At 69.2% G+C, this 25,658-nt stretch carries 24 protein-coding genes; 10 read left to right on the forward strand and 14 right to left on the reverse strand.

All coding sequences use genetic code 11. From position 1 onward, the window contains the following. The first annotated feature begins 33 nt into the window (after positions 1–33). The gene (locus IEZ09_RS36505; RefSeq protein ID WP_189258393.1) at positions 34–909 is read left to right on the forward strand and encodes a GlxA family transcriptional regulator; all 876 of its coding nucleotides are present in this window, start codon (positions 34–36) and stop codon (positions 907–909) included. Here the strand turns inward: IEZ09_RS36505 and glgX are convergent. Next, on the reverse strand, positions 886–3,000 hold the full coding sequence (glgX, locus tag IEZ09_RS36510; protein ID WP_189258394.1) for a glycogen debranching protein GlgX: 2,115 nt from the start codon (positions 2,998–3,000) through the stop codon (positions 886–888). The two genes, IEZ09_RS36505 and glgX, sit on opposite strands and share 24 nt — an antisense overlap. Positions 3,001–3,216: 216 nt before the next feature. Here glgX and IEZ09_RS36515 point away from each other — a divergent pair, with 216 nt between their 5' ends. From IEZ09_RS36515 to IEZ09_RS36530, 4 genes are all read left to right on the forward strand, one after another. Further along, positions 3,217–4,029, forward strand: coding sequence for an ABC transporter ATP-binding protein (locus tag IEZ09_RS36515; RefSeq protein ID WP_189258430.1), 813 nt, complete (start codon positions 3,217–3,219; stop codon positions 4,027–4,029). A gap of 166 nt (positions 4,030–4,195) precedes the next feature. Next, positions 4,196–4,975 (forward strand): enoyl-CoA hydratase/isomerase family protein, encoded by a 780-nt coding sequence (locus IEZ09_RS36520; RefSeq protein ID WP_189258395.1) that lies wholly within the window; start codon positions 4,196–4,198, stop codon positions 4,973–4,975. Beyond that, positions 4,965–5,921 (forward strand): class I SAM-dependent methyltransferase, encoded by a 957-nt coding sequence (locus IEZ09_RS36525; RefSeq protein ID WP_189258396.1) that lies wholly within the window; start codon positions 4,965–4,967, stop codon positions 5,919–5,921. The genes IEZ09_RS36520 and IEZ09_RS36525 overlap by 11 nt, the downstream gene beginning before the upstream one ends. A gap of 1 nt (position 5,922) precedes the next feature. Beyond that, a complete protein-coding gene (locus tag IEZ09_RS36530; protein WP_189258397.1) occupies positions 5,923–7,083 on the forward strand; it encodes a THUMP-like domain-containing protein in 1,161 nt (386 codons plus the stop codon). On the opposite strand, the gene IEZ09_RS36535 is transcribed toward IEZ09_RS36530, so the two are convergent. Further along, positions 7,042–7,629: a TetR/AcrR family transcriptional regulator gene (locus IEZ09_RS36535; RefSeq protein WP_189258398.1), complete on the reverse strand. Its 588-nt coding sequence runs from the start codon at positions 7,627–7,629 to the stop codon at positions 7,042–7,044. The two genes, IEZ09_RS36530 and IEZ09_RS36535, sit on opposite strands and share 42 nt — an antisense overlap. A gap of 92 nt (positions 7,630–7,721) precedes the next feature. On the opposite strand from IEZ09_RS36535, the gene IEZ09_RS36540 reads away from it, so the two are divergent. Continuing rightward, entirely contained in the window at positions 7,722–8,117 is a 396-nt protein-coding gene (locus IEZ09_RS36540; protein WP_189258399.1) for a DUF4267 domain-containing protein, read from the forward strand. Here IEZ09_RS36540 and IEZ09_RS36545 read toward each other — a convergent pair. The 7 genes from IEZ09_RS36545 to IEZ09_RS36575 all read right to left on the reverse strand — a co-directional run bounded on the left by IEZ09_RS36545 (position 8,053) and on the right by IEZ09_RS36575 (position 17,214). Next, the gene (locus tag IEZ09_RS36545) at positions 8,053–8,778 is read right to left on the reverse strand and encodes a nucleotidyltransferase domain-containing protein (protein WP_189258400.1); all 726 of its coding nucleotides are present in this window, start codon (positions 8,776–8,778) and stop codon (positions 8,053–8,055) included. The genes IEZ09_RS36540 and IEZ09_RS36545 overlap by 65 nt on opposite strands. Positions 8,779–8,787: 9 nt before the next feature. Then, positions 8,788–10,293 carry a peroxidase family protein gene (locus IEZ09_RS36550; RefSeq protein ID WP_189258401.1) on the reverse strand — a complete coding sequence of 502 codons (1,506 nt, stop codon included), beginning with the start codon at positions 10,291–10,293 and terminating at the stop codon, positions 8,788–8,790. Positions 10,294–10,380: 87 nt separating this feature from the next. Continuing rightward, positions 10,381–11,901, reverse strand: a complete 1,521-nt coding sequence (locus IEZ09_RS36555) for a bactofilin family protein (RefSeq protein WP_189258402.1) — start codon at positions 11,899–11,901, stop codon at positions 10,381–10,383. Positions 11,902–11,926: 25 nt separating this feature from the next. Continuing rightward, positions 11,927–12,616, reverse strand: a complete 690-nt coding sequence (locus IEZ09_RS36560) for a helix-turn-helix transcriptional regulator (RefSeq protein ID WP_189258403.1) — start codon at positions 12,614–12,616, stop codon at positions 11,927–11,929. Positions 12,617–12,753: 137 nt separating this feature from the next. Beyond that, positions 12,754–16,011, reverse strand: a complete 3,258-nt coding sequence (locus IEZ09_RS36565; protein WP_189258404.1) for a GH92 family glycosyl hydrolase — start codon at positions 16,009–16,011, stop codon at positions 12,754–12,756. Between the two features lie 58 nt (positions 16,012–16,069). Next, on the reverse strand, positions 16,070–16,906 hold the full coding sequence (locus IEZ09_RS36570; RefSeq protein ID WP_189258405.1) for a nucleoside hydrolase: 837 nt from the start codon (positions 16,904–16,906) through the stop codon (positions 16,070–16,072). 14 nt (positions 16,907–16,920) lie between these two features. Then, positions 16,921–17,214 (reverse strand): hypothetical protein, encoded by a 294-nt coding sequence (locus IEZ09_RS36575; protein WP_189258406.1) that lies wholly within the window; start codon positions 17,212–17,214, stop codon positions 16,921–16,923. A gap of 54 nt (positions 17,215–17,268) precedes the next feature. Here IEZ09_RS36575 and IEZ09_RS36580 point away from each other — a divergent pair, with 54 nt between their 5' ends. After that, the gene (locus tag IEZ09_RS36580; protein WP_189258407.1) at positions 17,269–18,024 is read left to right on the forward strand and encodes an acyltransferase; all 756 of its coding nucleotides are present in this window, start codon (positions 17,269–17,271) and stop codon (positions 18,022–18,024) included. Here the strand turns inward: IEZ09_RS36580 and IEZ09_RS36585 are convergent. The 5 genes from IEZ09_RS36585 to IEZ09_RS36605 are packed head-to-tail and all read right to left on the reverse strand — an operon-like array spanning position 17,993 to position 23,110. Next, positions 17,993–18,748: an SGNH/GDSL hydrolase family protein gene (locus IEZ09_RS36585; RefSeq protein WP_189258408.1), complete on the reverse strand. Its 756-nt coding sequence runs from the start codon at positions 18,746–18,748 to the stop codon at positions 17,993–17,995. The genes IEZ09_RS36580 and IEZ09_RS36585 overlap by 32 nt on opposite strands. A 48-nt stretch (positions 18,749–18,796) precedes the next feature. Continuing rightward, entirely contained in the window at positions 18,797–20,044 is a 1,248-nt protein-coding gene (locus tag IEZ09_RS36590) for a glycosyltransferase family 4 protein (RefSeq protein ID WP_189258409.1), read from the reverse strand. A gap of 4 nt (positions 20,045–20,048) precedes the next feature. Next, the gene (locus IEZ09_RS36595) at positions 20,049–21,512 is read right to left on the reverse strand and encodes a 1,4-alpha-glucan branching protein domain-containing protein (RefSeq protein WP_189258410.1); all 1,464 of its coding nucleotides are present in this window, start codon (positions 21,510–21,512) and stop codon (positions 20,049–20,051) included. Beyond that, the gene (locus IEZ09_RS36600; RefSeq protein WP_189258431.1) at positions 21,509–22,246 is read right to left on the reverse strand and encodes a class I SAM-dependent methyltransferase; all 738 of its coding nucleotides are present in this window, start codon (positions 22,244–22,246) and stop codon (positions 21,509–21,511) included. The genes IEZ09_RS36595 and IEZ09_RS36600 overlap by 4 nt, the downstream gene beginning before the upstream one ends. Before the next feature lie 21 nt (positions 22,247–22,267). Beyond that, positions 22,268–23,110 carry a DegV family protein gene (locus IEZ09_RS36605; protein WP_189258411.1) on the reverse strand — a complete coding sequence of 281 codons (843 nt, stop codon included), beginning with the start codon at positions 23,108–23,110 and terminating at the stop codon, positions 22,268–22,270. Positions 23,111–23,425: 315 nt separating this feature from the next. Here IEZ09_RS36605 and IEZ09_RS36610 point away from each other — a divergent pair, with 315 nt between their 5' ends. From IEZ09_RS36610 to IEZ09_RS36620, 3 genes are read left to right on the forward strand one after another with little or no spacing between them, the layout of a single operon-like run. Continuing rightward, entirely contained in the window at positions 23,426–24,376 is a 951-nt protein-coding gene (locus tag IEZ09_RS36610; RefSeq protein WP_189258412.1) for a coiled-coil domain-containing protein, read from the forward strand. After that, positions 24,373–24,927, forward strand: coding sequence for an OmpA family protein (locus IEZ09_RS36615; protein WP_189258413.1), 555 nt, complete (start codon positions 24,373–24,375; stop codon positions 24,925–24,927). The genes IEZ09_RS36610 and IEZ09_RS36615 overlap by 4 nt, the downstream gene beginning before the upstream one ends. 14 nt (positions 24,928–24,941) lie before the next feature. After that, entirely contained in the window at positions 24,942–25,571 is a 630-nt protein-coding gene (locus IEZ09_RS36620; RefSeq protein WP_189258433.1) for a hypothetical protein, read from the forward strand. Positions 25,572–25,658: the final 87 nt, after the last annotated feature.

The following is a 25,658-nucleotide window of genomic DNA, read 5'->3' on the forward strand; positions in this document are numbered from 1 at the left end:
TGAAAAGCGTCACGTGGGGGAGGAATCCGGCCAATGCACAAGGTCGTTGCGTACGTGCCAGAAGGTGTAGTACTGCTCGATCTCGGGATGGTGTCCCGGGCATTCGAGGACTGCGCGAGTCGCTACCAATTGAGATATGCGTGTCTCAACGGGAAAAGTGTGCGCACCTCGCATCGGATGCTCATTGAGATGCACGGCGGACTCGAACTGCTGAAGTGCGCGGACACGATCGTTGTTCCCGCTTTCACCAGCGTCAACCGGTCCGTCACGCCGGAAGCCGCCGGTGCGTTGCGCGCCGCTCACCGGGCCGGTGCGCGCCTCGCCGGGCTCTCGACCGGCACGTTCGTGCTGGCAGAGGCCGGTGTGCTGAACGACGGCGTCGCAGCGGTCGATCTCGGGTGGGCAGACGTCTTCACCCGCCGGTTTCCGCAGGTCGACGTCGCTGCGGGGGTGCCGTACACGGAGTGGGAAGGTGTTTCCACGTCGAGCGACTCGGTGGGAACGAGCGCGTTGCTGCGGCATCTCACCCGGCGCGGCCCTGGCGGCATTCCTGTCCGGTCACTGTCGAATGGAGACGAATCCGGCAACCTGGCCGCTCTGCGTGAATGGATTGTTCACAACCTCGAAACTCCGTTGCCGTTGAGTGAACTCTCGGCGCGCGCACATCTGTCTCAGCGGACGTTGACCAGAAGATTCCGGGCGGAGACCGGCCTCTCTCCCGGGCAGTGGATCCTGGCCCGGCGCATCGACGCCGCGAAGGCGTTGCTGGAAACGACACCGGACACGGTCGACCAGATCGCCCGAGCTGTCGGATTCAGTTGTGCGGGCACGCTGCGTGACCATTTCAAGCGGATGACCGGAGTCACACCCGCGAATTACCGCGCATCAGCGCGGCAGGCGGAGCAGTAGCAGCGAGCGCGGTTCCATCGTCACCTTCGACCTGGGCAGCAGGCCGGCGGGATCGGCGGGGGAGCCGTCCGGCGTCGTGGTGTCCAGGAACGGCTCGTACGACGGCCCGTAGCGCTCGTGCGGCAACGTCACGGTGATGGCCTCCGCACCGGCGTGCATCAGCAACAGCCACGAGTCGTCCGACACCAGCTCGCCGTCACGTGTGCGCGAGAGGCAGTTCGAGCCGTCGATGAACATGCCGAGCGTGCGGCGCCCCTCGTCGAACCAGTCGGTCTCGGCCATCTCATGCCCGTCCGGCCGGAACCACACCAGGTCGGGGTTGCCGCTGGGCGTGGTGCGCCCCTCGAAGAACTCGGGCTGCCGCAGCGCCGGCGAACTGGCCCGCAGATCGATGAGCCGCTGGGTGAACCCGAGCAGGGCCTCCCCGGCGTCCGTCGGCTCCCAGTCGACCCACGACACCTCGTTGTCGAGGCAGTAGGCGTTGTTGTTGCCGCGCTGCGTCCGCCACATCTCGTCGCCCGCCACCATCATCGGCGTGCCGGTGGACAGCAGCAGCGTCGCGAGCAGGTTGCGCGCCTGCTTGGCCCGCAGCCTGAGCACCTCGGGATCCGACGTCTCCCCCTCGGCCCCGCAGTTCCACGACCGGTTGTCGTTCGTGCCGTCGCGGTTGTCCTCGCCGTTGGCCTCGTTGTGCTTGTCGTTGTAGGACACCAGGTCGCGCAACGTGAACCCGTCGTGCGCCGTGACGAAGTTGATCGACTGCCAGGGCCTGCGCAGGTCGTCCGCGTACAGGTCGCTGGACCCGGACAGCCGGTACGCCAGGTCCCGCACCGACGTGTGCCCGCGCCAGAAATCCCGGACGGTGTCGCGATACCGCCCGTTCCACTCGGCCCACTGCACCCCGAAGTCGCCGACGCGGTACCCGTCCCCGGTCGCGTCCCACGGCTCGGCGATCAACTTGGCCCTGCACAACACGGGATCGGTGGTGATGGCCGTCAGCAGAGCGCTGTGCCGGTCGAAGAACCCGCCGCCGGGCCGCCCCATGGTCGACGCCAGGTCGAACCGGAACCCGTCGACGCCCATCTCGTCGGCCCAGTACCGCAACGAGTCCGTGACGAGCCGCACGACCTGAGGCGATCCGGCGTCCAGCGTGTTCCCGCACCCGGTGATGTCGACCGTGCTGCCGCCGCCCGCGTGCAGGTAGTACCCCGGCGCGTCGAACCCGCGGAAGCAGATGGTCGGGCCGTCGGGGCCGCCCTCGCACGTGTGGTTGTAGACGACGTCGATCAGCACCTCGATGTTCGCGGCGTGCAGCGCCGCCACCATCGTCCGGAACTCCTGGATCTCCCCGCCGGGCTCGCTCGCGTACGCCGCGTGCGGCGCGAAGTACCCGAGCGGCGAATACCCCCAGTAGTTCTTCGCGTTCCGCTGGATCAACGACGGCTCGTCCTGGAACGCCTGCACCGGCAGCAGCTCGACCGTCGTGACCCCGAGCCTCGTCAGGTGCTCGATCGCCGCCGGGTGCGCCAGCCCGAGATACGTGCCGCGCAACTTCTCCGGGATGTCGGGATGGTTCTTGGTGAACCCCCTGACGTGCAGCTCGTAGATGACCGTCTCCTCGAACGGCACCTCGGGCTTCACCCCGGTGTCCGCCCCGCCCGGCGAGCTCACCACGCCGAGCGGCACGCTCCCGAGCGAGTCGACGGCCGACGGCGGCCCGTGCATCGGATCCCCGACGTACCCCAGGGCGGCCTTGAGGTCCGTGATGCTTCCGCTGATCTGCCGCGCGTACGGGTCGACCAGGATCTTGGCGGGGTTGCACCGCAGCCCCCGCCCCGCGTCGTACGGCCCGTGCACCCGGAACCCGTACCGCTGCCCCGGCGTGACGCCCGGCACCAGCCCGTGCCACACCCCGAACGTCCGCTCCGTCAGCTCGACCCGTTTCTCCGTCCCGTCGTCGTCGATCAGGCACACCTCGACGGCATCGGCGACGTGCGAGGCGACCGCGAACCGCACGCCGCCCGCCTCCGCATGAGCCCCCAGCGGGAACGGACGGCCTGCCAGCACCTCGGACTCGGGTCGCGTAGCCATACCCCCGATCTTGGCACCCACCACCGACAAAAAACCTGCGAGTTCAGCCAGGCGGCGCAGTGCGTCCGCCTATCGCGTGCACCCCTCACATCCCAGCGCTTTTCCGCTTGCCGGAAGTTACGCGGGGAGCTTTCGTACTGTCCTGGGTTACGCAGGGTCCCCGCGTGCCGTCGGGGGATACCCCGATGGGAGGGCGGGGGAAGGCCGTTGGGAAGAATGCGAGGCGTGGCGGACGTCGACGTGACAGATCTGGTCGTGCACATGGCGGGCGTATCGGTCCGCCGAGGGAAGAACACGCTGGTCGGCAACATCGACTGGAGCGTGGAACTGGACGAGCGCTGGGTTGTTTTGGGGCCGAACGGGGCAGGCAAGACCACCCTGCTGCGACTGGCCAGCGCTGAGCTGCACCCCACCAAGGGCAAGGTCCACCTCCTGGGCGAACGCCTGGGCAAGACCGACGTCCAGGAGCTCAAGCCCCGCATCGGCCTGTGCAGCGCGGCCCTCAACGGCCGCGTCCCCGCCGACGAGAAGGTCGTCGACCTGGTCGTGTCCGCCGGTTACGCGGTCCTCGGCAGGTGGCGCGAGGAGTACGGCAAGCTCGACACCGACCGGGCGAGGGAACTGCTCGGCACCCTCGGCATCGAGCACCTCGCCGACCGCCTCTACGGCACCCTGAGCGAGGGCGAGCGCAAGCGCACGCTGATCGCCCGCGCCCTCATGACCGACCCCGAGATGCTGCTGCTCGACGAGCCCGCCGCGGGCCTTGACCTGGGCGGACGCGAGGACCTGGTGGCCAAGCTCTCGGAGCTGGCCATGGACCCCGACGCGCCCGCGACCATCCTCGTCACGCACCACGTCGAGGAGATTCCGCCCGGCTTCACCCACGCGCTGCTGCTGCGCGAGGGCTCGATCGTCGCCCAGGGCCTGCTCGACGACGTGCTCACTGAGGAAAACCTCTCAAAGACGTTCGGTCAGGACCTCGAACTGCAAAAGTCGGGGGAGCGGTTCTTCGCCCGCCGGAAGGTGTAGGTGTTGTGGCCGTCGACCATCGCCGCGTCTTCCGGCGCTCAGCAGGGCACCACGATGCACCCGTCTGAACGTCGAAATGCGGGGCAATGGCCGACGGCCACGACACCTGGCAAGCTACCGCCGGGTAACGTGACACCGCCGTCGCGACAACTAGGAGGGCGCCGCAGTGGCTGAGTTCGTGAGGCTCGAGGTCGAGGACGGGATCGGCACGATCCGGCTGGATCGGCCACCGATGAACGCCCTGAACCGGCAGGTGCAGACCGAGCTCCAGGCCGCCGCCAAGGAGGCCGCCGAGCGCAAGGACGTCTACGCGGTCATCGTCTACGGCGGCGAGAAGGTCTTCGCGGCCGGTGCCGACGTGAAGGAGTTCGCGCAGATCTCCCACGCCGAGATGACGCTGCGGGCCAAGGGCCTGAGCGACGCGCTCGGTGCGCTGTCCACCATCCCGAAGCCGACCGTCGCGGCCATCACCGGCTACGCGCTCGGTGGCGGCTTCGAGGTCGCGCTCGGCTGTGACCGCCGCATCGCGGGCGACAACGCGAAGGTCGGCCAGCCCGAGATCCTGCTCGGCCTGATCCCCGGCGGTGGCGGCACGCAGCGCCTCGCCCGGCTGATCGGCCCGTCGAAGACCAAGGACCTGCTCTACACCGGCCGGTTCGTCGGCGCCCAGCAGGCGCTCGAGATCGGCATGGTCGACGAGGTCGTCGCTCCGGACGACGTCTACGCGGCCGCCGTTCGCTGGGCCAAGCAGTTCGTCAACGGGCCGGTGCTCGCGCTGGCCGCGACCAAGGCCGCCGTCGACGGCGGCCTCGACACCGACCTCGAGTCCGGTCTCAAGCTGGAGAGCCACCTCTTCGCGGCGCTGTTCGCGACCGAGGACAAGAAGGCGGGCGTGGAGTCGTTCATCGAGAACGGGCCAGGAAAGGCGAAGTTCAGTGGCAACTGACCCGGCACCCAACCCGCACGCGACCGCGGAAGAGGTCGCGGCGGCGTACTCCGACCCGAAGCTCGCCAACGTGCTCTACCACGACTGGGAAGCGGGCACGTACGACGAGAAGTGGTCGATCTCCTACGACGACCGCTGCATCACCTACGCCGTCGACCGCTTCAAGGCCGTCGCCGGCGACACCGGCCCGTACGAGCACGCGCTGGAGCTGGGCTGCGGCACCGGCTTCTTCCTGCTGAACCTCATGCAGGGCGACGTGATCAAGAAGGGCTCGGTCACCGACCTCTCGCCCGGCATGGTCGAGGTCGCGCTGCGCAACGCCGAGCACCTGGGTCTCGACGTCGACGGCAGGGTCGCCGACGCCGAGCGGATCCCGTACGACGACAACACGTTCGACCTCGTCGTCGGCCACGCGGTGCTGCACCACATTCCCGATGTGGAGGCGGCGATGCGCGAGGTGCTGCGCGTGCTCAAGCCGGGCGGCAAGTTCGTGTTCGCGGGCGATCCGACGAACATCGGCAACTTCTACGCCCGCAAGCTCGGCCAGGCGACGTGGTGGCTCACCACCAACATCACCAAGGCCGTGCCCGCGCTGAACGACTGGCGCCGCCCGCAGGAGGAGCTCGACGAGTCCTCCCGCGCCGCCGCGCTGGAAGCCGTCGTCGACCTGCACACGTTCGACCCGGACGACCTGGAGGCCACCGCTCGCCGCGCAGGCGCGCTGGAGGTCCGCGCGGTCACCGACGAGCTGTCCGCGGCGCTCTTCGGCTGGCCGGTGCGCACGTTCGAGGCCGCCGTGCCACGCGAGAAGCTGGGCTTCGGCTGGGCGATGTTCGCCTACCGCACCTGGCAGAACCTCTCGTGGGTCGACCAGAACATCTTCGCGAAGGTCCTGCCGCGCGAGGTGTTCTACAACGTGTCGGTCACCGGCAAGAAGTCCTCCTGAGTTGGGGTACGCGTTCACCTCGGACGACGTGGCGTTCCTGCGGTCAGCCGCCGGAGTCGCCGCTCTCGCCGAGGTGAACGCGTTGCCTTTCACCGACTCCTCGCGCCTGCACGACGTCGGCGTCGCCCGCAAGCTCCTCGGCGAGCGGTTCGCCCCAGTTGTGGAAACCGTGCTGCTGCGCCGTCGTGCGGCGTCCAAACTGGACTCCCCGGAGACCTGGCTCTTCACCGACGACGCGCTGCAGCAGGCCACCGCGTCACCGGTCGCCCGCCACCGCGCGGCGCGCTTCGCCGGCCGCGACGTCCACGACGTCACGTGCTCGATCGGCGCGGACCTCTTCGCTCTCAACGCGGTGGCCTCCCGGTGCCTCGGCTCGGACCTCGACCCGGTCCGCCTCGCCATGGCGCGCAACAACGTCCCGGGCCAGCTGGTCGTCCAGGCGGACGCGTTGAAGCCGGTTTCCAGGGCCACCGCCGTCACCGCGGACCCGGCCAGGCGCGACTCGTCCGGCCGCCGCAAGTGGCACCCGCAGGACTTCGTGCCGCCGCTCGACGAACTCTCCGAGGTGTACGCGGGCGCCGACCTCGCGGTGAAGTGCGCGCCCGGCATCGACTTCGCGGTCGCGCCGTGGGCGGACGAGATCGAGCTCGTCTCGCTCGACGGTGCCGTCCGGGAAGCCTGCCTGTGGACCAGAGGCCTTGCCACAGCAGGGGTTTCGCGTCGCGCGACGGTGCTGCACGGCGACTCCTCGTGGACGATCACCAACGCCGAACCCGACGACTGCCCGATAGCCCCGCCAGGTCAGTGGATCATCGATCCGGACGGCGCCGTCGTGCGCGCGGGTCTGGTGCGGCACTACGCGGCCCGCCACGGCCTGTGGCAGCTCGACGAGCGCATCGCGTACCTGAGCGGAGACACACCTCCCGCGGGCATCCGGGCGTTCCGCGTGCTCGAACACGGCCACTACACGGAGAAGGCGCTCAAGTCGCTGCTGAGGACGCGCGGGGTCGGCCGGCTGGAGATCCTGGTGCGGGGCTTGGACGTCGACCCGAACACGTTGCGGAAACGGCTGAAGCTGACCGGTTCCGGCGAGGCGACGGTGGTGCTGACGCGGATCGGTTCAAAGCCGGTCTTCGTCCTGTGCGAGGCTCAGCGCACCTAGCAGCAGGTCGAGGCGGGTCTCGTCGTGCGCCGGCCGCAGCCTGCCGCCCTGCATGAGCGTCGCGATGCCGTGCAGCGAACTCCAGAAGACCTCCGTCAGCGCCTCCAGGTCCCGCTCGCCCCGGACCGGTTCGACCGCGGCGACGAGCTCCCCGAACGCGTCGAGCAGCTCCTGCGGCACCTCCTCCGTGCCCCACGGGAGGTCGGACTGCTGCACGAACATCGCGTCGTAGAGCGCGGGTCGCTCTCGCGCGAACTTCAGGTACGCCTCCGCCGCGGCCCGCAGCCGTGACTCGCCTCGCGAGGGACGGGCTTCGCGCAACAGCCGGGCGAGCTCGCCGCACCCCTGGATCGCGACCGCGCGCACGATCGCGTCCTTGCCCTTGAAGTGGCTGTACAGCACCGGCTGGCTGTACTCGACCTTCTCGGCGAGCCTGCGCGTGGTGACCGCGTCCCAGCCTTCCGCCTCGGCCAGCTCCCTGGCCGCGTCGATGATCAGCTGGTGACGTTCCGCGCGTTCGCGTTCGCGCCGGTTCTGGATGCTCACGACAAGAAATCTAGCACTGCTAGACATCCAAGCGCGACTAGTGCTAGCGTCACTCTCATCGCTAGCAGTGCTAGAACCTCTGGGAGGACATCATGCGGTTGACGTTGACCACGGTCATGGGCTGGCTCGTCGTGCTGGCCGGCTTCTATTTCGGCCTGAGCTACCTGCTCGACGGCACCGGCGCAGCCGCGGGGTTCGGCATCGTCGACCCCGACGGCTACTACGTAGTGAAGGGCGTGCGCGACCTCGCCTACGCGCTGACCGCGATGATCCTGCTGCTGATGAAGCAGCGTCGTGCGCTGGGCTGGGTCGTCCTGGCCGACGCGATCATCCCGATCGGCGACTGCCTGGCGGTGATGACGCACGGCGGCACGGTGGCCTACGCGCTCGCGGTGCACGGCTCGGCGGCCGTGCTGGTGCTGCTCACCGCCGGGCTGCTGCTCCGGGAGACAGCGCCCGCACGGCCTCAGCCAGTTCCGCGTCGTTGATCTCGGTGAGCAGCAGTCCCGTCAGGACGTGGAACGCCCTGCGCAGCTCGTCGGGATGCGTCGAGAGCACGAGCGTCCCGGCGAACTCGCCCGCGTCGGCTAGATCGTCGAGACCGCGCCCCTGCACGGCGTTGACGCCCTCGCGCAGGCAGCGCAACGACATCACGTGGTCGCGCATGTGGTTGATCATGTAGAGCGCCTGCCAGCCGCGCCCGCGTTCGATGGACGACCGCGCGTGCACCGCGTGGAGCCAGGCGAGCCCGACGAGGCCGGCGCGGTCGGGCTGCTTCGCCTGCGGGAGCTCGTTGGCCTCACCGAAGACCAGCCGGAACGCGGGCCCGGTGGCCCCGAACTCGGTCGAGGGCCAGAACGCGAGGTCGACCTGCAACGTCGACCGCATCAGGAAAACGCGGAAGAGGACGGCCCCGTGCCGCACGTCGAGGTGGCTGACCGCACCGCGGGAGTACATCAGCGCGGTCCAGTCGGCCACCACCGCGTCGATCCCGGTCTCGACCGACAGCGCGAGGTCGATGTCGGACCAGCGATCTTCCCGGCCCACGGCCGCCGACCCCGTCAACGCCGCTCCGACCACCCGCGGGTCGGCGTCGGCGGCGTCGACCAGGTCACGCCGCAGCTCGTCGCGCTCGGAAACCGTGAACACACCCCAACACTATTGACCGCGGCCGGCGGGATCGACTCGGGCGAACCTGAGGAGGTCGACCATCCCGAACTGGCCGGCGTTGCGCGACGGCAGCGTCGGCTTCCAGTTCGGCTGCTGCTTCAGGTACGAGTCGGGATCCAGTTGCAGCAGCCCGATGAACACCTCACCGACGAGCCGCGCCGACGCCCCGGCGAGCGTGATCCCGTCGCCGAGCGTCTCGGCCTCCCGCAACGTGTAGTACCAGAGCGGCGTCGAGCGGTCGAAGCCGAACTCCTTGAGCTCGGACACGGTGTCCAGCACCGGAATGCCCATTGCCCTGGCGACCTCCTGCCCCGACGGCAACGACCACGTGAGGTGCCGGAGCAGGTTGCGCCGCGGCAAGGCCGTGGGCGGAGTTCCGTCCGCGATGGCCCCGAGCGGCAGCCGGAACAACGGCGTGCTGATGTGCGTGTCGATCCTCTTGTTGGGCCGCACCTGCCCGTCCCCGAAGTCGAAGAACGTCTGCCACCCGATGAACCTCCTGCGCGCCCGCCGCCCGCCGCGCAGATCCACCGGGTCCTGCTGCCCTTCGCCCGCGGGGTCGAAGATGAACCCGAAGAACGGCTGTCCGTTGTCCCCCTTCAGGTTCGCCCGGTACGACGGCCGCACCATGCTGTGCCCGAACCGGTAACACGCCCCTTGGAACTCGACCGGCATGTAGTGCTGCCCCTGCGCGGGCCGGTAGAAGCGCCGTCCGTGCGTGAGAACGTCCTGCGTCAGCCCGAAGCCGATGATCTGCGGCAGGAACTCGTGCACCACGATCCACTGGTAGTGCCACACCACAGTTCTCTGCGCCTCGGCGAAAACCCTCTCGCTCGGCGTGTTCTGCGCCCGCAGCCGATCCACGACCCGGTTGTGGAACAACAGGAACGCCACGTGCAGCCCGGCGATCATCAGGTTCTCGTCGTTGCGCGGATCCCCGATAATCGCCACCCCGTCACTTCTCCGCGGCAGGTCCTCGAACAGCCCACCGCTCTCGACCCGGAACTTCGCTTTGTCGTTGCTGTCGTACAACTGCGGGCTCTGAACCGGCCCGCCGCCGTACACCGAGTCCAGTGACAGCGTGGGATTGCGCGTGTTCGGACTCTGCTCGGGCACCGCTGGCACCGCGAGCCGCGAGCTGAGGTCGAAGGTGAAGTCGTGGTCGATGAACTGCCCGAGGAACGTCGTCCCGGCCGTGTGGAAGGGATTGTCGAGGTTGCCAGGACTCAACTCCGGATTGGTGATGAGCCTGACCGGCCCTTCGTGCAACGGATCCTTGGCGTCCAGCAGCCCGCCCGGCGCCCCCATCGCCCGCAACGCGTCCTGCACCCGCGGCGTGTTCTCGGCGAACGGCGGCAGGTTCGGAAACATCCGCCCGAAGAACCGGGGCGAGGTGGCCGTTTCTGCCTGCGCCACGGCGGGGGAGGGCGCCAGCGCGACGGCACCGGCGCCGGCGACCCCTCCCAGAAATCCACGTCTGGTGAGAATGCCCATGTCAGCGCAGTGTTCTGCAAGATCACCTGGTGCCGCACGGACGAAGAACCATGCAGGGGACACCAATCCCTTACGCCGGTTTCCACGTCAGCCGGGCTTGCGGACCAGGTTCGTGTAGCCCGCGAGCGCCAGTGTCGCGAGTCCCCACACCAGGAACTGCGTGGCCCAGATCGCATAGGTGAACGCTCCACCACGCCGGGTCGTGGTGTCGAGGTCGCACTTCGACCGCATTCCGGTCGTGGCCAACGGCAGCCCGCGATCCAGCCCGAGGCCGATGAGTTCCACTGTGGAACACGGGATTCCGGCCGCGGCGGCTGCGCTGGCGACTCGTTCGGCGGCCAGGTGGCCGGGGCGGGTGGGGACCTGGCCTGCCCACCAGCCGAGTGCACCGGCGATCGTGAGGACCAGGAGGAGCGCGGCGGCGGTGCGGCGGGCTCGATAGCCGTAACCGGCCAGCACACCCCACATCCAGTGGAAGCGCCGGGTCATCCACCCGCCCAGGGACGCGGGGCTGCGACGGCGGAGGTCGGTCTGCTGGGCCATGAGAATTCTGCGGACGGTGCCGTCATGTCCCGCGGCGCGCTCGACTGCGGCCAGCCGCTGGTACGCCGACGCGTGGTACGCCGGGGTGTGACAGCGGATCAGGTGCAACCACCGCCGCCAGTCCCACTCAGGTCCGAGCGATGTGTACCCGAAGTCGTCCAGTCGCACCAAACCCTTGTTCGTGCATTCCCACCGCCGCCCACGTGCGGTGCATGCGAGAGAGGGCGGCAGCGAGACCGAGCCTCCAGCTGTCATCCCCTCCAGGCTGAGGACCGGAGCCGATGCGGCTTTGGCCTCCAGCACGACTTCACGCCCGCTGTCGATGCCACCGTCGACGCATGCTCCGCTCAGACTGATCACGGCGTTGCCACCGCCTCCGGAAAGCCGCGTCTGGCCGAGCAGGAACAGACGTCCGGCGACCCGGAGGCGGTCTGCCCACACAGCGGTGCCCGTGGAGTTCGAGACTTCCACGTCGTCGAACTCGAGAGTCTCGCCGATGTGTCCGCCGACGAGGTCGACCGCGCCGTCGCCGCCGTGCCCGGTGATTCGGACCTTCTCCCTCAAGAAGATGTTGCCGTCGACTCGGATGCCGTTCATGTGCAGCGCAGTCCCAGCGGTGTTGGAGATCTCCACGTCACGCACGATGAGGTCGCCTGTGACGTGAGCGTCGAGCAGCCGGATCGCACCACCTTTGGTGTCCACGGCGATTCGCAGTCCACCACGCAGGGTCAGGCTGCCGTCGACACGGACGCCATCGGCGTTGAGTCCAGCGCACAGGCCGCCGTGGAGCCCCAGGTCCGGAAGGCTCGCGTTGCGCACCTTGATCGGCTCGTCGATCGTGCAGTCGACGAAGTACAGTGCGACCGATGCATTCACCCGGTCGAGATCGAGTACACCCTCGATCCGTGCCCCTTCCAGGCAGATTCCGCGGGGGTCCAGCTGCCCGTGGTGACCGAGCAGCAGTTTCCTGATCAACTCGGCACGCACCACGTTGTCCGGCGCGGCGCACTCCAGCCATTCGCCGTTCCGGGCCGCCTCGATGAGCCGCTGCTCGATGTCGGTCACGCTCGGCTATCCCCAAATGGGCCGGCTACGTTAGCAACCCGAGCCGCCGCGCCTCCACCAGCGCCTGAGCCCGGTTGTGCACCCGCAACTTGAAGAACAACTGCCGCTGCTCCGACTCCACGGTCTTCACCGCGATCCCCAACGCGTGGGCGGTCTGCCGCACCGACTCCCCACGGGCGATCGAAGCGAGAATGTCGTGCTCCCGATGAGTGAGTGTGGGAACGTTCTCATGAGTGACGACACCAGAACACGCGGCCCTGACCAGCCCGAGCCGCGCCACCAGTGCGGCCGCCTGCACCCGGCTCTGCACCCCGAGCTTCGCGAAGATCCGCCGCTTGTGGTTGACCACGGTGTGCGGCGACAACCGCAAGGCCGAAGCGACCGACACCGCGGACAGTCCGGAGCAGACGTGCGCGAGCACTTCCATCTCGCGATCGGTCAGCGCACCCGGCGCGACCCGGCGCAGTGGAACCAGCGGCACGTGCTCCAAAGAGGCCCGCAAGGCAGCCAGCCCGCAGGCCGGGGACAACGGGACGAGTGGAAAGTCCGGCACGAGACCCGGTTCCAGCTGTCCCACGACGACGTCCGGAGGCCTCAAACGGCACAACAGAAGCAGGTCCGCGACCGAGCAGGCGGTGCCGACGACCAGCCAGCCGGGCAGCGCGTCCAGCCAGGTCGCGACGGCGTCCGCGGTGAGCCGGTCCCAGGAATGCACTGCGATCCTCGTTGACCGCACGCCTTTGGGCATGGCGCCTCACGCTCGAAGCGAGGCGGCGGCACTTGGGCACACACACCATAGGTCGTGGGTGGTTTCTGCCGCCACCGCGCCAGAAACCACCCACGTTCGACGAACTAGCCCAGTGCCAGTGCGAAAATGTGCAGGTTCACATCTTCCGGGAGCACCAGGCTGGCCAGCGTCTTGCCCTCGGGAGCCACGTACGTCTTCGTCGCGAAGATGTGCGTGGCGACCTTCTCGCTGCCGCCGCCGAGCTGGTTGCGGTACGGCGTGTTCGCGACGATCACGTTGCCGTAGCTCGGCGCCTGACCGCCGCCGCCCAGCGTCCAGTCGCTGAAGCCGATCTCCACGGACGCCGTGGTGCCGTCGGTGAACGTCACCACCGCGGGGCGGGTGCGGGCTCCGTTCGTGGCCGAACCCAGGAAAGCGAGCCTGGTGCCGGACAGGGCAAGCGTTTGCTTCGCTGCGGTCGCGTTGTCCGGGCGGCCGGGAGGCGACGACGGCCACGTGAACGACAGGCCGTCGACCGTGCCGGTGCCGCCCGGTGTCAGGCCGGCCTGGGCGAGGGCCTGGCGCGAGTAGCTGTAGCCGCCGCCGTCGAAGTCGCCCTCGCCGTCGGCGTCGTCGGAGGCGCCGACGTTGTTCACGGCGGCGAGCATGCTGCCGGCCGGAGCGACCTTCACCGTCTGCGGTAGCACGACGGGCTTCGCGGCGCCTTCGACGGTCACCGTGACGGTGAAGTCGTAGAAGCCCTGTGCGGTGCCCGCCGCGGCCGCGACGGTGAACTCGGACGGCACCGCGCCGGTCGTCGGCGTGAACGTCAGCGCCTCCGGGCCGGTGATCGTGTAGGTCGCCTTCGGGTCGCCGTCGTAGAGCTTCACCGCGTTGACCTTCGCCGTGACGGACTTGCCCGGCTCGACCACCAGCTGGCGCGGTTCGACGGTCAGGTAGTACGGCTGGTCGTGCTTGATCGGCTGCTCGCCCTCGCGGAACGACGGCGGCGCGTCGGAAGCGCCGGTGCCCCACGGAGAAGGCGTGCGACCCAGCACGAAGTCCAGCTTGCCTCCGTGTTCCACGAACGACTCCGGCAGCCAGGTCTTCGTCGACGCGCGACCGTTGACCTTCAACGACTGCACGTACTTCGTGGCGGTGTTGGCGGCGGGCGCGGTGATCGTGATGTCCTTGCCGCCACCGCGGTTGATCTTCACCGACGTGAACAGCGGGCTGCTCAGCACCAGCTCGGCGCGCGACGGCACCTGCGGGTAGATGCCCATCGCGGTGAACACGAACCACGACGACATCGCGCCGAGGTCGTCGTTGCCGGGAATGCCGCCGGGGGCGTTCTTCCACAGCGTGGTGATCGTCTCCCGCAGCGTCTCCTGCGTCTTGGCCGGCTGGCCGGTGTAGTTGTAGAGCCACGGGACGTTCACCGACGGCTCGTTGTCCAGTTCGGACTTCGCGCCACCGCGGCCCGTGAGAGCCCAGCTGCCGTCGGCGTTGTGGAAGAAGTCGTCGAGGCGCTTGTTCGCGCGGTCGCGGCCGCCCAGCGACTCCACGAGCCCGGCGACGTTGTGCGTGACCATCCACGTGTACTGGGCGCTGCTGCCCTCGACGAAACCGTTGCCGGTGTCGGGCGTGAAGTCCTTGACCCACGTGCCGTCGGCGTTGCGGTTGCGGATGTAGCCGCCGGTGCTGTGGGCGACCGGGTCGAAGTTGTTCTGCCACCACTGCGCGCGCTCCGCGAACGTGCGCTGGACCGACCGGTCGCCGACGCGGGCGGCGAGCTGGCTGATCGCGAAGTCCGCCGCGGAGATCTCCAGGGTCTCCGCCGCGCCACCCCACGCGTTCGACACGGACGGCATGTACTTGTGCTTCAGGTACTTGTCGAGCGACGGCCGCTGCCCGACCGACATCACGGCCCAGCCGTCCTTGCTCAGGTCGAGCGCGGTCGGCGTGGTCGCGGCCTTGACCAGGCTCCGCAACGACGACCTGATGTCGTACCTGTCGCCGCCGAACGCCGAGATCGCGGCCAGCGCGATGGGCGCCGGGTCGCCGTTCATGACGTGCGTGCCGCCGCTGTTGTGCGTCCAGCGGTCCCAGACGCCGTTGTTCTGCTCGGCCTGGTTGAGCAGCGACTGCGCGATGTCCGAACCGACCTGAGGTTCCAGCAGCGTCACGAGCTGCAGCTGCGAGCGGTAGACGTCCCACCCGGAGAACGTGCCGTACTGGGCCTTCTGCCGCGCCTTGTTGATCTTGTGCACCTTGCCGTCGAACCCGGCGTACTCGCCGTTGACGTCGCTGAACAGGTTGGGGTGCAACAACGAGTGGTACAACGCGGTGTAGAACTTGGTCCGCTCGTCATCGGAGCCGCCGCCGACCTCGATGCGCCTGAGCTGCTTCTGCCACGCGATGTACGCGTTGTCCCTCATGTCCTCAATGGACTGACCCTTGTTCTCGGCCGCGAGGTTGGCCCGCGCGTTGTCCAGGCTGACGTAGGAGATGCCGACCTTGACGTTGACCTGCGAGCCGGGCGCGAACCCGAGGTAGGCGCCGGACCCCTTGCCCAGCACCGGCCAGCCGTTCGTCCCGTACGTCGTGCCGCCCTTGGAAGAGGTGCTTCCGGGGGTGACAACGTTGTCCTGGTACGTGCCGACCTCGGTGAAGTCCTGGTCGAACTCCGCCACGAAGTGCAGCGTGTAGTAGCTGCGGCGGCCGACCTGGTTGATGTAGCCGCAGAAGTTGCCCGCGGTGACGCTGCCGGTGATCGTGCGCTTGCCCTTGTCGATCACGGTCTGGGCGTCGGACGACCCGACCTGCGACTTGGACGTGTTGATCAGCACGGTCGCCGGCTTGTCGGCGGGGAAGCTGAAGCGGGCCGCGCCGGTGCGTTCGGTGGCGCTGAGCTCGGCCTTGGCGCCGGACTTGAGCGTCACGTCGTAGCGGCCAGGCTTGGCGACCTCGTCCGCGTGCGCGAACTCGCTCGCGTAGACCTCGTCCTTCGCGTCCGTGGTCGGCGACGTGGTCACCGCGCCGACGTGCGGGAAGATCGGGATGTCACCGCTGCCGCCCGCGCACCCGGTGCCGGACATGTGCGTGAGGCTGAAGCCGCGGATCTTCGTCGCGTCGTAGCGGTAACCGCCGGGTGCCGCGGCGCGCAGGGTGTTGCCGCGACTGGCCTCGGGGCTGAACGAGAACATGCCGAACGGCACGACCGCGCCGGGGAACGTGTTCCCGAGGTTGGTCGTGCCGATGAACGGGTTCACGTGTGCCGCGGGATCCGGCACCACCTGAATCTGGGGCTCAGCGGAGGCAGGGACCACTCCGAACGTCATGGCCACCGCCACCGCAGCCGTCGTGAGGACTCTTCGCTGCATGGTCGCGGACCCTACTTACCGTGCCCGCGCAACCCCAGAGAGCGACGCGAAGTTGTCGTCAAACGGACAAGCGCTGCTCCATGAAGGCACGCAGCGCGGGCCAATCGGTGTCCTCCGCGACCTCCACCTGGTGATTCCCGTCGACGAGAGCGCCCTCGTCGTCGACGTCGAGCAGGTGGGTCGTGGTCTTGAGCGTGCCGGGGACGATCGCCTCGGCCACCGCCACGGCGTCGTGGACGTAGATGCCGGTGTTCTCCGACCGGTTGGCCATGTAGGCCCGGTAGGTGCCGGTGAGGTTGCTCAGCACCGGGTCGACCTTGCCGAGGAACTCGGCATCGGCCACGCACTGGTGCGTGAGGTTGAGCGGCACGACGACCGGGTCGCCCTTGCGGATCACCGTGCGCGCCGCGGCGGGGTCGGCCCAGAAGTTGAACTCGGCGCGCCCGGTCGTGTTGCCGAGCCCGAGCCCGCCACCCATGACGATCAGCCGGGGGAACTCGACCCCCGCGTCGAGCGCCCTGGCGATGTTGGTCTGCGGCCCGATGGCGACCACCACGGTCTCGGGCGTGAGGTGCTCGCGGAAGAAGCCGACGACGTCGTCGCCGAAGGCGCCCCGGTCGCTCTCGGGCAACGTGTGCACCTGCCCGCCGAGCCCGTCCTCGCCGTGCACGTCCGGCGCCCCGCTGGGCCCCTCCGCACCCCTGACCACCGGCACGTCCGTCCGCTCGAGGTAGGCGAGCAGCCGCAGGGCGTTGCGGGTGGTGAGGTCGAGCGAGACGTTGCCGAACACCGTCGTGAGGCCGATGAGCTCGACCTCGGGGCTGCGGGCGGCGAGCGCGATCGCGAACGCGTCGTCCACGCCGGGGTCGGTGTCGATGATCAGAGGGATCGCCATGCGTCCAGCCTGCCTCAAGGCAGCCAGTGCACGCCCAAGATCGTGTCGAGGTGCACGGCGGCCACCTCGTTGGTGATCCCGGTGACCCGCACCCTGATCATCGAACCGCCGTGGTCGCGGGTGAGGTGAAGGGTCAGCGCGCCGATCGGGTAGTCGAACCAGACGTCGGCGTCCTCGTCCGTCGCCTTCAGCCCGGCCTCGACCGCGCCGTCGTCGAGGTCGTCCCACCGGTAGCCGGCGCACCACGCCACGTGCTCGACCACCTTGCCGAGGTTGTCCTCGAAGACGTACCCGCTGACCTCTTCCACCGGCGCATGGTGCCTGGCCCGACGCGGTGTCCGCGAATAGTTAAAGTGCCGTCCATGACTTCCATGTGGGGCGCTCCGGTGTGGACGCGATGGGCCAGGTCACGCCGCGACCCGCAGCAGGCACGCTTCCTCACGCTGGCGTCCCTGCGCTGGGTCCTGCGCCACCGCGCCTACACCCCGTGGTACCTCGTCCGCTACTGGCGCCTGTTCAAGTTCCGCCTGCTCAACCCGCATGTGGTGCTGCGCGGCATGGTCTTCTTCGGCAAGCGCGTCGACGTCATGGCCCGCCCCGGCTACGGCCGTCTGGAGATCGGGCGCTGGGTGCACATCGGCGACGGCAACGCCATTCGCTGCCACGAGGGATCGCTGCGCATCGGCGACAAGGTCGTGTTCGGCAAGGACAACACCGTCAACTGCTACCTCGACATCGAGATCGGGGCCTCCAGCCTGGTCGCGGACTGGGTGTACATCTGCGACTTCGACCACAAGACCGAGGACATCACCCTGCCGATCAAGGACCAGGGCATCGTGAAGTCGCCGGTGCGCATCGGCCCGGACTGCTGGCTCGGGGCCAAGGTGACCGTGCTGCGCGGTACCCGCGTCGGTCGCGGGTGTGTACTGGGCGCGCACGCCGTGGTGCGCGGGGACGTGCCGGACTTCAAGATCGCGGTCGGGGCGCCGGCACGGGTCGTGCGGGATCGGCGCGCCGACTACGAGGCGGATGCCCAGCGGCGGGCGGACATCGCGGACATGGCCCGCAAGGCCAAGGAGGCGCTGGCTAAGCGAGCGGAAGAAGCTGCGGACGCTTAGCGCGGAAGCCGTCGCCCGGCTGGCGGCCGATCAGCTTGTTGCGCGTGCGCGTGTAGGCGACCGGCAGCACCTGATCACGCAGCCACCGCCAGTGGTCCAGCACTGACGCCGGTGCGGCCGTGCCTTCCAGCGGCGCCAGCCACGAGGCGTCGAACGGGATGTCCAGCGCTGACAGCAGGTGGCCTGCCAACCGCCGGTGCCCCAGCGAGGACAGGTGCAGGCGATCCGGGCCGAAGTAGCGCGAGTCGTGCACGCACTCGTCGTCCGCCACGTCGACCAGGACCGCGCCGTACCGCACGGCGGCGACGCGCACGGCGTCGTTCAGCGCCTCGATGCGCGGACGCATGCGCCAGCCGAAGGGCATGCGGTGCGAGACGTCGCTCAACGTGAAGACGGCGACGGTCGGCGCGAACGACGTCACGGCCCGCACGGCCGCGTCGACACGGCGCGCGATCTGACTGCACGAAGCCCCGGACATCACGTCGTTGCCGCCGCAGAACACCGCCACCAGGTCGGGCTCCAACGCCGACGCCGAGGGGACCTGCTCCACCAGCATCTGGTCGAGACGGCGGCCGCGGACGGCCAGGTTGGCGTAGCGGAAGCCCGGCGCGTCCAGCACGGACGCGACCCGGTCGGCCCAGCCGCGGTACCGGCCGTCGGGCAGCAGGTCGTCCAGGCCCTCGGCGCAGCTGTCCCCGAGCGCCACGAAGCGTTGGTATTTCATTCAGTCCTCGGTCACCTCTTGTTAACGGGACCGGCGACTGTACCAAGATCAAGTGAACAGGTTGCCCGTAGCGATCTTGGGGCGGCCCAGCACCCGCGGCTCGCGCACGACGGCGGACGCGTAGACCGCTGCCGTGTCCGCGGCGATGGTCGCCCAGTTGAAGTCCGTGGCCAGACGCTCTTTCGCAGCGCGCGCACGAGCGGCGGCGGCCGTCGGATCGGACAGCACGGCACGCACGGCGCGGGCGAGTCCGTCCACGTCACCGGGGGCGAACGACAGACCGGTGACCCCGTCCAGGACCACCTCGCCGAGACCGCCGGCCGTCGACGCCACCAGAGGCGTTCCGGCTGCCGCGGCTTCCAGGGCCACGATGCCGAACGGCTCGTAGCGTGACGGCAGCACCACGGCGTTGGCCGCTGTGAGCAACGCCGCCAAAGACCTGTCGGAGAGATGTCCGACGAACTCGACCGCGCGCAGCACGCGGTGCTTGCGCGCCTGCTCCTGCAGCCACTCGGTCTGCGAGCCGCCACCGGCCACCACGACACGGGTGCCGCGGTGGTGCCGCCGGATCCGGGGGAGCGCCGCGATCAGGTCCTGGATGCCCTTCTCCCACTCGATGCGCCCGAAGAACAGCAGCAACGGGTCGCCGTGCGGCGAGTAGGTTCGCCGGGCCTCGCCGACGTCCTTGGCCCGCACCTTCCAGCCGCCCGGCTCGATGCCGTTGTGCAGCACGGAAACGTCAGCAGTGTCCACATCGAACAGATGCGCCACCTCGCGCCGCATGGCGGAGGAACAGGTGATCAGCGAGTCGGCCCGGTTCGCCAGCCACCACTCCACCGAGTGCACCTGCTGGTTCAACGGGTGCGAGAGCCAGCCGGAGTGCCGCCCGGCTTCGGTCGCGTGGATCGTCGCCACCAACGGCACGCCGAAGGCTTCGGCGAGCGCGACGGCAGGATGCGTGACCAGCCAATCGTGTGCGTGCACCACGTCCGGGCGCCACGAACCCAACGCCAGACCCGCGCGCGTCATCGCGTGCCCCATCGCGAGGGTCCACGCCACCAGGTCCTTCTCGAACACGAGGTGCGCGGGGTCCTCGGCGACGCGGATCAGCCGCACGCCCTCGCTCACCACGTCGGTGGTCGGGTGCGTGACGGCGTCGGTGCCGGACGGTTGGCGGCACAGCACGACGACGTCGTGCCCCTGCGCGGCCAGCTGTGTCGCGAGCGCGTGGACGTGCCTGCCCAGTCCGCCGACGACCACCGGCGGGTACTCCCACGACAACATCAGCACGCGCATCCCGTTACCTCATTCCTCGCGCGTCCAGATGCCCGAACGGGCCGTCCGCCGCGCGGAGTTCCGCCGCCCTCGCCTGGCCACGACCGCTTCGCGTCAACGCCGCGAGCTCGCTGAAACGATCGCTGTGAATCTTCGCGCGGTAACGCGCGTAGTCGGCTGCCGAGTCCTTGGTGACCATGAAGGCCCAGTCGCTCGACAACGCCAGCAACGCCTCGCGCACCGCCTGGTCCAGCACCGGATCCCTGACGTCGGACGAGAAATCCAGCCCCAGCAGTTCCTGCTGCACCGACGAGTTCAACGACACGATGTCCGACACCTGCGCGCCGTCCCACACCCGCCAGTCCTTGCCGCTGCCCCACGACGAGGCGGGCAGCTCGACAGGTGCACCAACATGCCCGGCTTCAACGGCTCCGCGCAAGGTCGTCACGCGCACGCCCGCTTCCGGCAGCGCGCGCAGCACGGCCTCCAGCCACAACGGACCCTCGTGCCACCAGTGTCCGTAGAGCTCGGTGTCGTACGCCGCCACGACCAGTCCGCCGTCGATCGCCCGCAGCCGCCGCACGACGGTGTCCACGAAGTCCTCGACGTGCCGGCCGACCGCTTCCCGTGCGAGCAAAGGGTCGTACGGCCGTTTGTCCTCGGGTGCCACGTGCTTGCCGGTCACCCGCGACGGCTTCAGGCCCGTCGGGTGGTCGTAGGTGTGAAAATCCCGGTACGCGGCATCACCCGGATAGCCGACCTTCGGCGACCAGACGCGGTACGAGACCTCGAGATCACGCCCGAACGCCAGCACGTCCGACGATCCGACGGGGTGCGCCGACGACGTGTCGCCGTGCAGCGCGGGTCCGTCCACCATGAACCGCCGCACGCCCGCCGCCGCGTACCCCGCCTCCATGCCGGGCGAGTAACCGCACTCGGGCGCCCAGATCCCTTCCGGGGCCTTGCCGATCCGCAGTTTCGTGTCGTCCAAACCGGTCCGCAGCGCGAAAGCCCGCACCTTCGGGTCCAGCAACGGTTGGAAGGGATGCGTCGCCGGCCCGCCGAGCAGCTCGATCGTCGAGGAGTCCACAAGGGACCGCAGGATCGGCGAGAACCCGTGCCGCCAGTGCGCTTCGAACTGCTCCAGCGCCCACGACGACGCCCGGTGCTCGTACGCGGACAGCTCGCGCAGCCGTTCGCCGGCGTAGTGCGAGCGCAGGTGCCAGTTGCCGAGCCAGTCGTGCGCGCCCCGCAGGCAGTACGGGTCGTCGAGCTGCGCGGCGAGGATCGGCGTGACGCCGAGCGTCAGGACGTCTTCGCGGCCCTCGTCGGCGAACCGCCGCAGCATGTCCACGACGGGCAGGTACGAGTGCGCCCACGCCTGGTAGAGCCACTCTTCGCCGACCGGCCACGTGCCGTGATGCGCGAGCCAGGGCAGGTGGCTGTGCAGGACCAGGCAGAACGTTCCCTCCGAGCCTTCCCGTGTCACGGGCGCACCGCCACGGCCACCAGGTCGAGGCACGTGTCCATGTCCTCGGGGCTGATGTCGAAGTCGTCCACCGTCACCGACTCGACAGCCTCCTTGAGCTCGACCGGCCACGGTGCACCGGACAGGGCGACCTCGACCTGTGCCTCGATGATCTGTCCATCCAGGAGCGAGTCAAGCCTCTGTCCGTGACGCAGCCCGGCCAGTTCGTCAACGCGGAAACCAGCCTCGCGCAGCATCTCGTCCAGTTCGGACGGTGCCAGCTCCCTGGTGTGGAACGGGTTCAGCGGCTTGTCCTGGCCGGGCGAGAACGTCAGCCTGTTCGGCGTCGTCACGATGAGAGTCCCGCCGGGACGCAGCACCCGGCGGCACTCCGCGAGGAACCCCTCCTGGTCCCACAGGTGCTCGATGACCTGCAGGTTCGCCACGACGTCGACGCTCGCGTCGCGCAGCGGCAGCGTCGCGAGGTTCCCGCGCAGCACGTCCAGCTGCGGGTACGCGCGGGCGACGTGGTGCGACGTCAGCTCGTCGTAGTCGAGCGCGATCACCCGCCGCGCGACGGTGCGGATCAGCTGGGCGCCGTAGCCCTCGCCGCAGCCCGCCTCCAGCACGACGGCGTCCGCGCAGTGTCCGATGAGGTGCAGGTACGCGGCCTCGTGGCGGCGGAACCAGTAGTTCTCCTCGGCGATGCCGGGCACCGTGCGTTCGCCGGTCAGGGGGAGGGTCACGCCCGTCAGGTTACTTGCCAGTAGTGATGATCAGAACGGCGAGACGGTAACGGCCAGCGCGCCGGGACCCACGTTCGCGCCGATCGCCGCACTGACCTGCGTCAGAACGACGTCGCGGGCGTGCGGAATCCGCTGCTGCAACATCTGCAGCAGCTCGTGTCCCTCCTTTTCGGCCGCGAAGTGCTCGACCGCGATGTCCACGTTCCGCCCGTACGCGAGCGCGACGGCCTTGTCGACGAGCTTGCCGAGCGCGCGGTCCCTGCCCACGACCTTGTCGAACGGCTCCACCTCGCCGTTGACGACGGTGAGCAGCGGCTTGACCGAGAGCGCGTCGCCGAAGAGCTTCGCCGCGGCGCTGACCCGGCCCGCCTGGCGCAGGTAGTGCAGCGTGTTGACGTAGATCAGCACGCTGGCGTTGCGGCCGCGCTCCTCCGCGACGCTGCGCGCGTGCTGGACGTTGCCGCCGTTCTGCACGATCCGCGCGGCCGCGAGCGCCGCGAAACCGAGCGTCATGCCCGACGAGTGCGAGTCCACGATGAACACCGGCACGCGCGACTTGGCGGCGGCCGCCTTGGCCGCGTCCGTCGCGGGTGAGAGCGTCGGCGTCACGTGCACCGACACGATCGTCTCCGCGCCCTTGGCCCACGCGTCCTGGTAGGCCCAGAAGAACGCGTCCGGAGCCGGCGGCTGGGTCGTGATCGGGATCTGGGCGTCCATCGCCTGCAGCAGCCTGTCGGTCGGCACGTAGGCCTCGTCGATCAGCTCCGACCCGATCTTCAGTTGCATGGGAACGGTGATGATGTTGAACCGTTCGGCCAGACGGGCCGGAAGTGACGCGGTCGAGTCGGTGACGACGGCTACTCGTGAGGACACGAACGAGAAGGTTAACGAAGGGTGATCGCAGTAGCCACTGATGATCGAAGGCAATTCGTGTGATCTACGCCTGGGCGGTTGCATTCCGTACACGGCGAACGCGCGGAGTGATCCCCTCGGAAAGGCGCCCTACTTGACACAATCGGGTGACTGCCCGTTGTTTGGAGTTGATCTACAAGCGTCTCGTTTGCGCAGGAAGCTCCCGTTATTCCACGCGTTACAGGTATGCCGTCTGTCCACTGTCGACGCTGGTTGGCGGTACCGGAGGTCGGTAAGCTCGCACAATCTTCGGCCTGGTTGAGTGAGTAGGTGACCATGGGTGCAAAAGAGCAGGAACTAGTTCCGCTGCACGCCGCTTTCGACGTTGTCTACCGAGGTTTTCATCGCCGTCAGGTCATCGAACACATCGAGAATCTCGAGGAGCAGCTGCGCTTCACGAGCCTCGACCGCGCGGAGGCTCTGGCGCAGGCCGCCGATTTGCGCAAGTTGCTGGAAATGACGCGCCAGGACCTGGAGGAGGCGCGCTCCCGCATCGAGCGCCTGGAGTCCAACTCCGGCACGCACGCGGGCGCCACCGAACGGATGCACCGCATGCTCCGCCTCGCCGAGGACGAGGCCGCGGAGATGCACCTGCAGGCCGAACGCGAGTGCGCCGACCTGCGCGCGCGAACCGAGGTCGAGGTCGCCGCGATGCGCGCCGACGCCGAACGCGAGTCGGCTGCCATGCGTTCCGAGGCGGAGGCCGAGCTCTACGCGGCCCGCCAGGACTGCGCCACCCGTGCCGCCGCGATGGAGCGGCGCGAGCTGGAGATGGAGCGCCGCTGCTCCGACCTCGAGGCCCAGCACCGCCAGCGCGCCGACGAGGTGGAGCGCGAGTGCGCCGCCGCGATGGCACTGGCCCAGGCCGACGCCGACCGCCTGCTCCGCGAGACCGCTCTGCAGTGCAACTCCCTGGAGGCCGACTCCGAGCGCAAGCGCGAGAAGGCCCAGCAGTTCTTCGAGCTGACCATGACCCGCCGCCGCAACGAGGCCGCGCAACACCTGCAGGAGCAGGAGGCGCTGGCCAAGGCGCGCGCCGAGTTCGTAGTGAAGGTGGCCTGCCGCGAGGCGAACCGCCGTCTCGCCGAGGTCGCCGAACGCACGAACGAGCTGCACGAGCTGAAGCGGACCGTCCACTCGCAACTCGCGGCCGCACGCGCTGCCCTGTCGGTGGCCGCGGATCGCGTCGCGCCGGTGCACATCCCCGAACAGGTGGCCGCGTCGTGAAGCGCTGGGTGCCCCTGGTCGTCGGAGCGCTCATGGTCCCCGCGTCGGTGACGGCGTTCGGGTTCTCCGTCTACGGCGAGGAACTGGAGACGGCGCTGTCGTCGTCACCGGCCACCCCCGACACCCGCCCCGGCCCGGTACCGGTCGACGACTTCATCGCGCCGCTGCGCATGCAACCGCCCGCACCGCTCGTGGTGTCCGCGGCCGCCGCGCAGCAGCACGTGCGCGACCTGTTCTCGTCGCACGCCGTCAAGGGCATCACGTTCGCGCCGGGCACCGCCTCCCTGGTGGGCCGCGGCGAGGACGTGCGCCGCGGCCTCGCCAGCCTCCTGCGCAACGTCACCGGCACCGTGACGCTGGTGTCGCACGCGTGGAACGGCGAGACGGCGTCTCACCGCTGCGACGTGCTCGCCATGGAGAGGGCCGGCCTGGTGCGGCAGTACCTGGCCGAGCAGGGGGTCGACAGCGTCATCACCACTCGGGTGATCGTGGACCCCGTCTGGGGCCCGCCGTCGGACGGCGGACCCCAGGTCGACGTCCTCGTCGTATAGGTAGGAGCCTTGGCATGGCAGGGGCCGTCGGGATCGTCTTCGGGTTGTGCGTGCTGTCCTTCACGCTCGGGGCAGCCCTGATGTACGTGCTGGTGCGCCGTCGCGAGGACGCCCACGCGCCCTCGCCGTCCCCGTCGGACGCGCCCGCCGAACGCGTGTGGGTCGAGAAGCCCGTCGTCGTCGAGCCGGTGGAGGACGACTACGACTCGCGGCCGATCCACCGCAACCCGGTGGTGGGCTTGCCGCAGCTGGAACCGGCGCTGGCGGTGCTGGCCGAGCCGGTGGCGGAACCCGAGCCCGAGCCGGTCGCCGAAGTCGAGCCAGAGCCGGAGCCTGTCGCCGAGCCCGAAACTGTCGGTGCGGCCGGATACGATCGGGATGGGGACCTCGAGCCCCCCGTGGGGGACGTTGAAGCCCCCGAATCAACGGTAGCGGCGAGCACCGACAGTTCTGACGCCGTCGACGAGGCCGAAGAGCCGGAACCGGAGCCCGAGCCCGTGCCGGAAGCGGTTGTGGAGGCCACGTTGCCGCCGCCCGCCGCTCCTCAGCCGGTGGAGCACACGACGTGGGTGGAGCGCGACGATTTCCGCCAGCGCTACCTGAGAACGTTCGAAGAGATGCGTCGCAAGGCGGGCAGCAACTAGTGGTGCGACCCGGAGCGTGGGCGAGGTAATTCACGCTCAGCAGGGCACCTCGCGGCACCGCCCCCACACCCACGTACAACCAGTACG

The organism is Lentzea flava (assembly GCF_014648475.1).
Classification (GTDB): Bacteria; Actinomycetota; Actinomycetes; order Mycobacteriales; family Pseudonocardiaceae; genus Lentzea; species Lentzea flava.

What these genes read in the sequence shown, in the direction of transcription:
- IEZ09_RS36505 (WP_189258393.1), top strand. Translation starts at nt 34, where the DNA reads ATGCACAAGGTCGTTGCGTACGTGCCAGAAGGTGTAGTACTGCTCGAT.
- glgX (WP_189258394.1), bottom strand. Translation starts at nt 3,000, where the DNA reads ATGGCTACGCGACCCGAGTCCGAGGTGCTGGCAGGCCGTCCGTTCCCG.
- IEZ09_RS36515 (WP_189258430.1), top strand. Translation starts at nt 3,217, where the DNA reads ATGCGAGGCGTGGCGGACGTCGACGTGACAGATCTGGTCGTGCACATG.
- IEZ09_RS36540 (WP_189258399.1), top strand. Translation starts at nt 7,722, where the DNA reads ATGCGGTTGACGTTGACCACGGTCATGGGCTGGCTCGTCGTGCTGGCC.
- IEZ09_RS36550 (WP_189258401.1), bottom strand. Translation starts at nt 10,293, where the DNA reads ATGGGCATTCTCACCAGACGTGGATTTCTGGGAGGGGTCGCCGGCGCC.
- IEZ09_RS36565 (WP_189258404.1), bottom strand. Translation starts at nt 16,011, where the DNA reads ATGCAGCGAAGAGTCCTCACGACGGCTGCGGTGGCGGTGGCCATGACG.
- IEZ09_RS36570 (WP_189258405.1), bottom strand. Translation starts at nt 16,906, where the DNA reads ATGGCGATCCCTCTGATCATCGACACCGACCCCGGCGTGGACGACGCG.
- IEZ09_RS36580 (WP_189258407.1), top strand. Translation starts at nt 17,269, where the DNA reads ATGACTTCCATGTGGGGCGCTCCGGTGTGGACGCGATGGGCCAGGTCA.
- IEZ09_RS36585 (WP_189258408.1), bottom strand. Translation starts at nt 18,748, where the DNA reads ATGAAATACCAACGCTTCGTGGCGCTCGGGGACAGCTGCGCCGAGGGC.
- IEZ09_RS36590 (WP_189258409.1), bottom strand. Translation starts at nt 20,044, where the DNA reads ATGCGCGTGCTGATGTTGTCGTGGGAGTACCCGCCGGTGGTCGTCGGC.
- IEZ09_RS36610 (WP_189258412.1), top strand. Translation starts at nt 23,426, where the DNA reads ATGGGTGCAAAAGAGCAGGAACTAGTTCCGCTGCACGCCGCTTTCGAC.
- IEZ09_RS36620 (WP_189258433.1), top strand. Translation starts at nt 24,942, where the DNA reads ATGGCAGGGGCCGTCGGGATCGTCTTCGGGTTGTGCGTGCTGTCCTTC.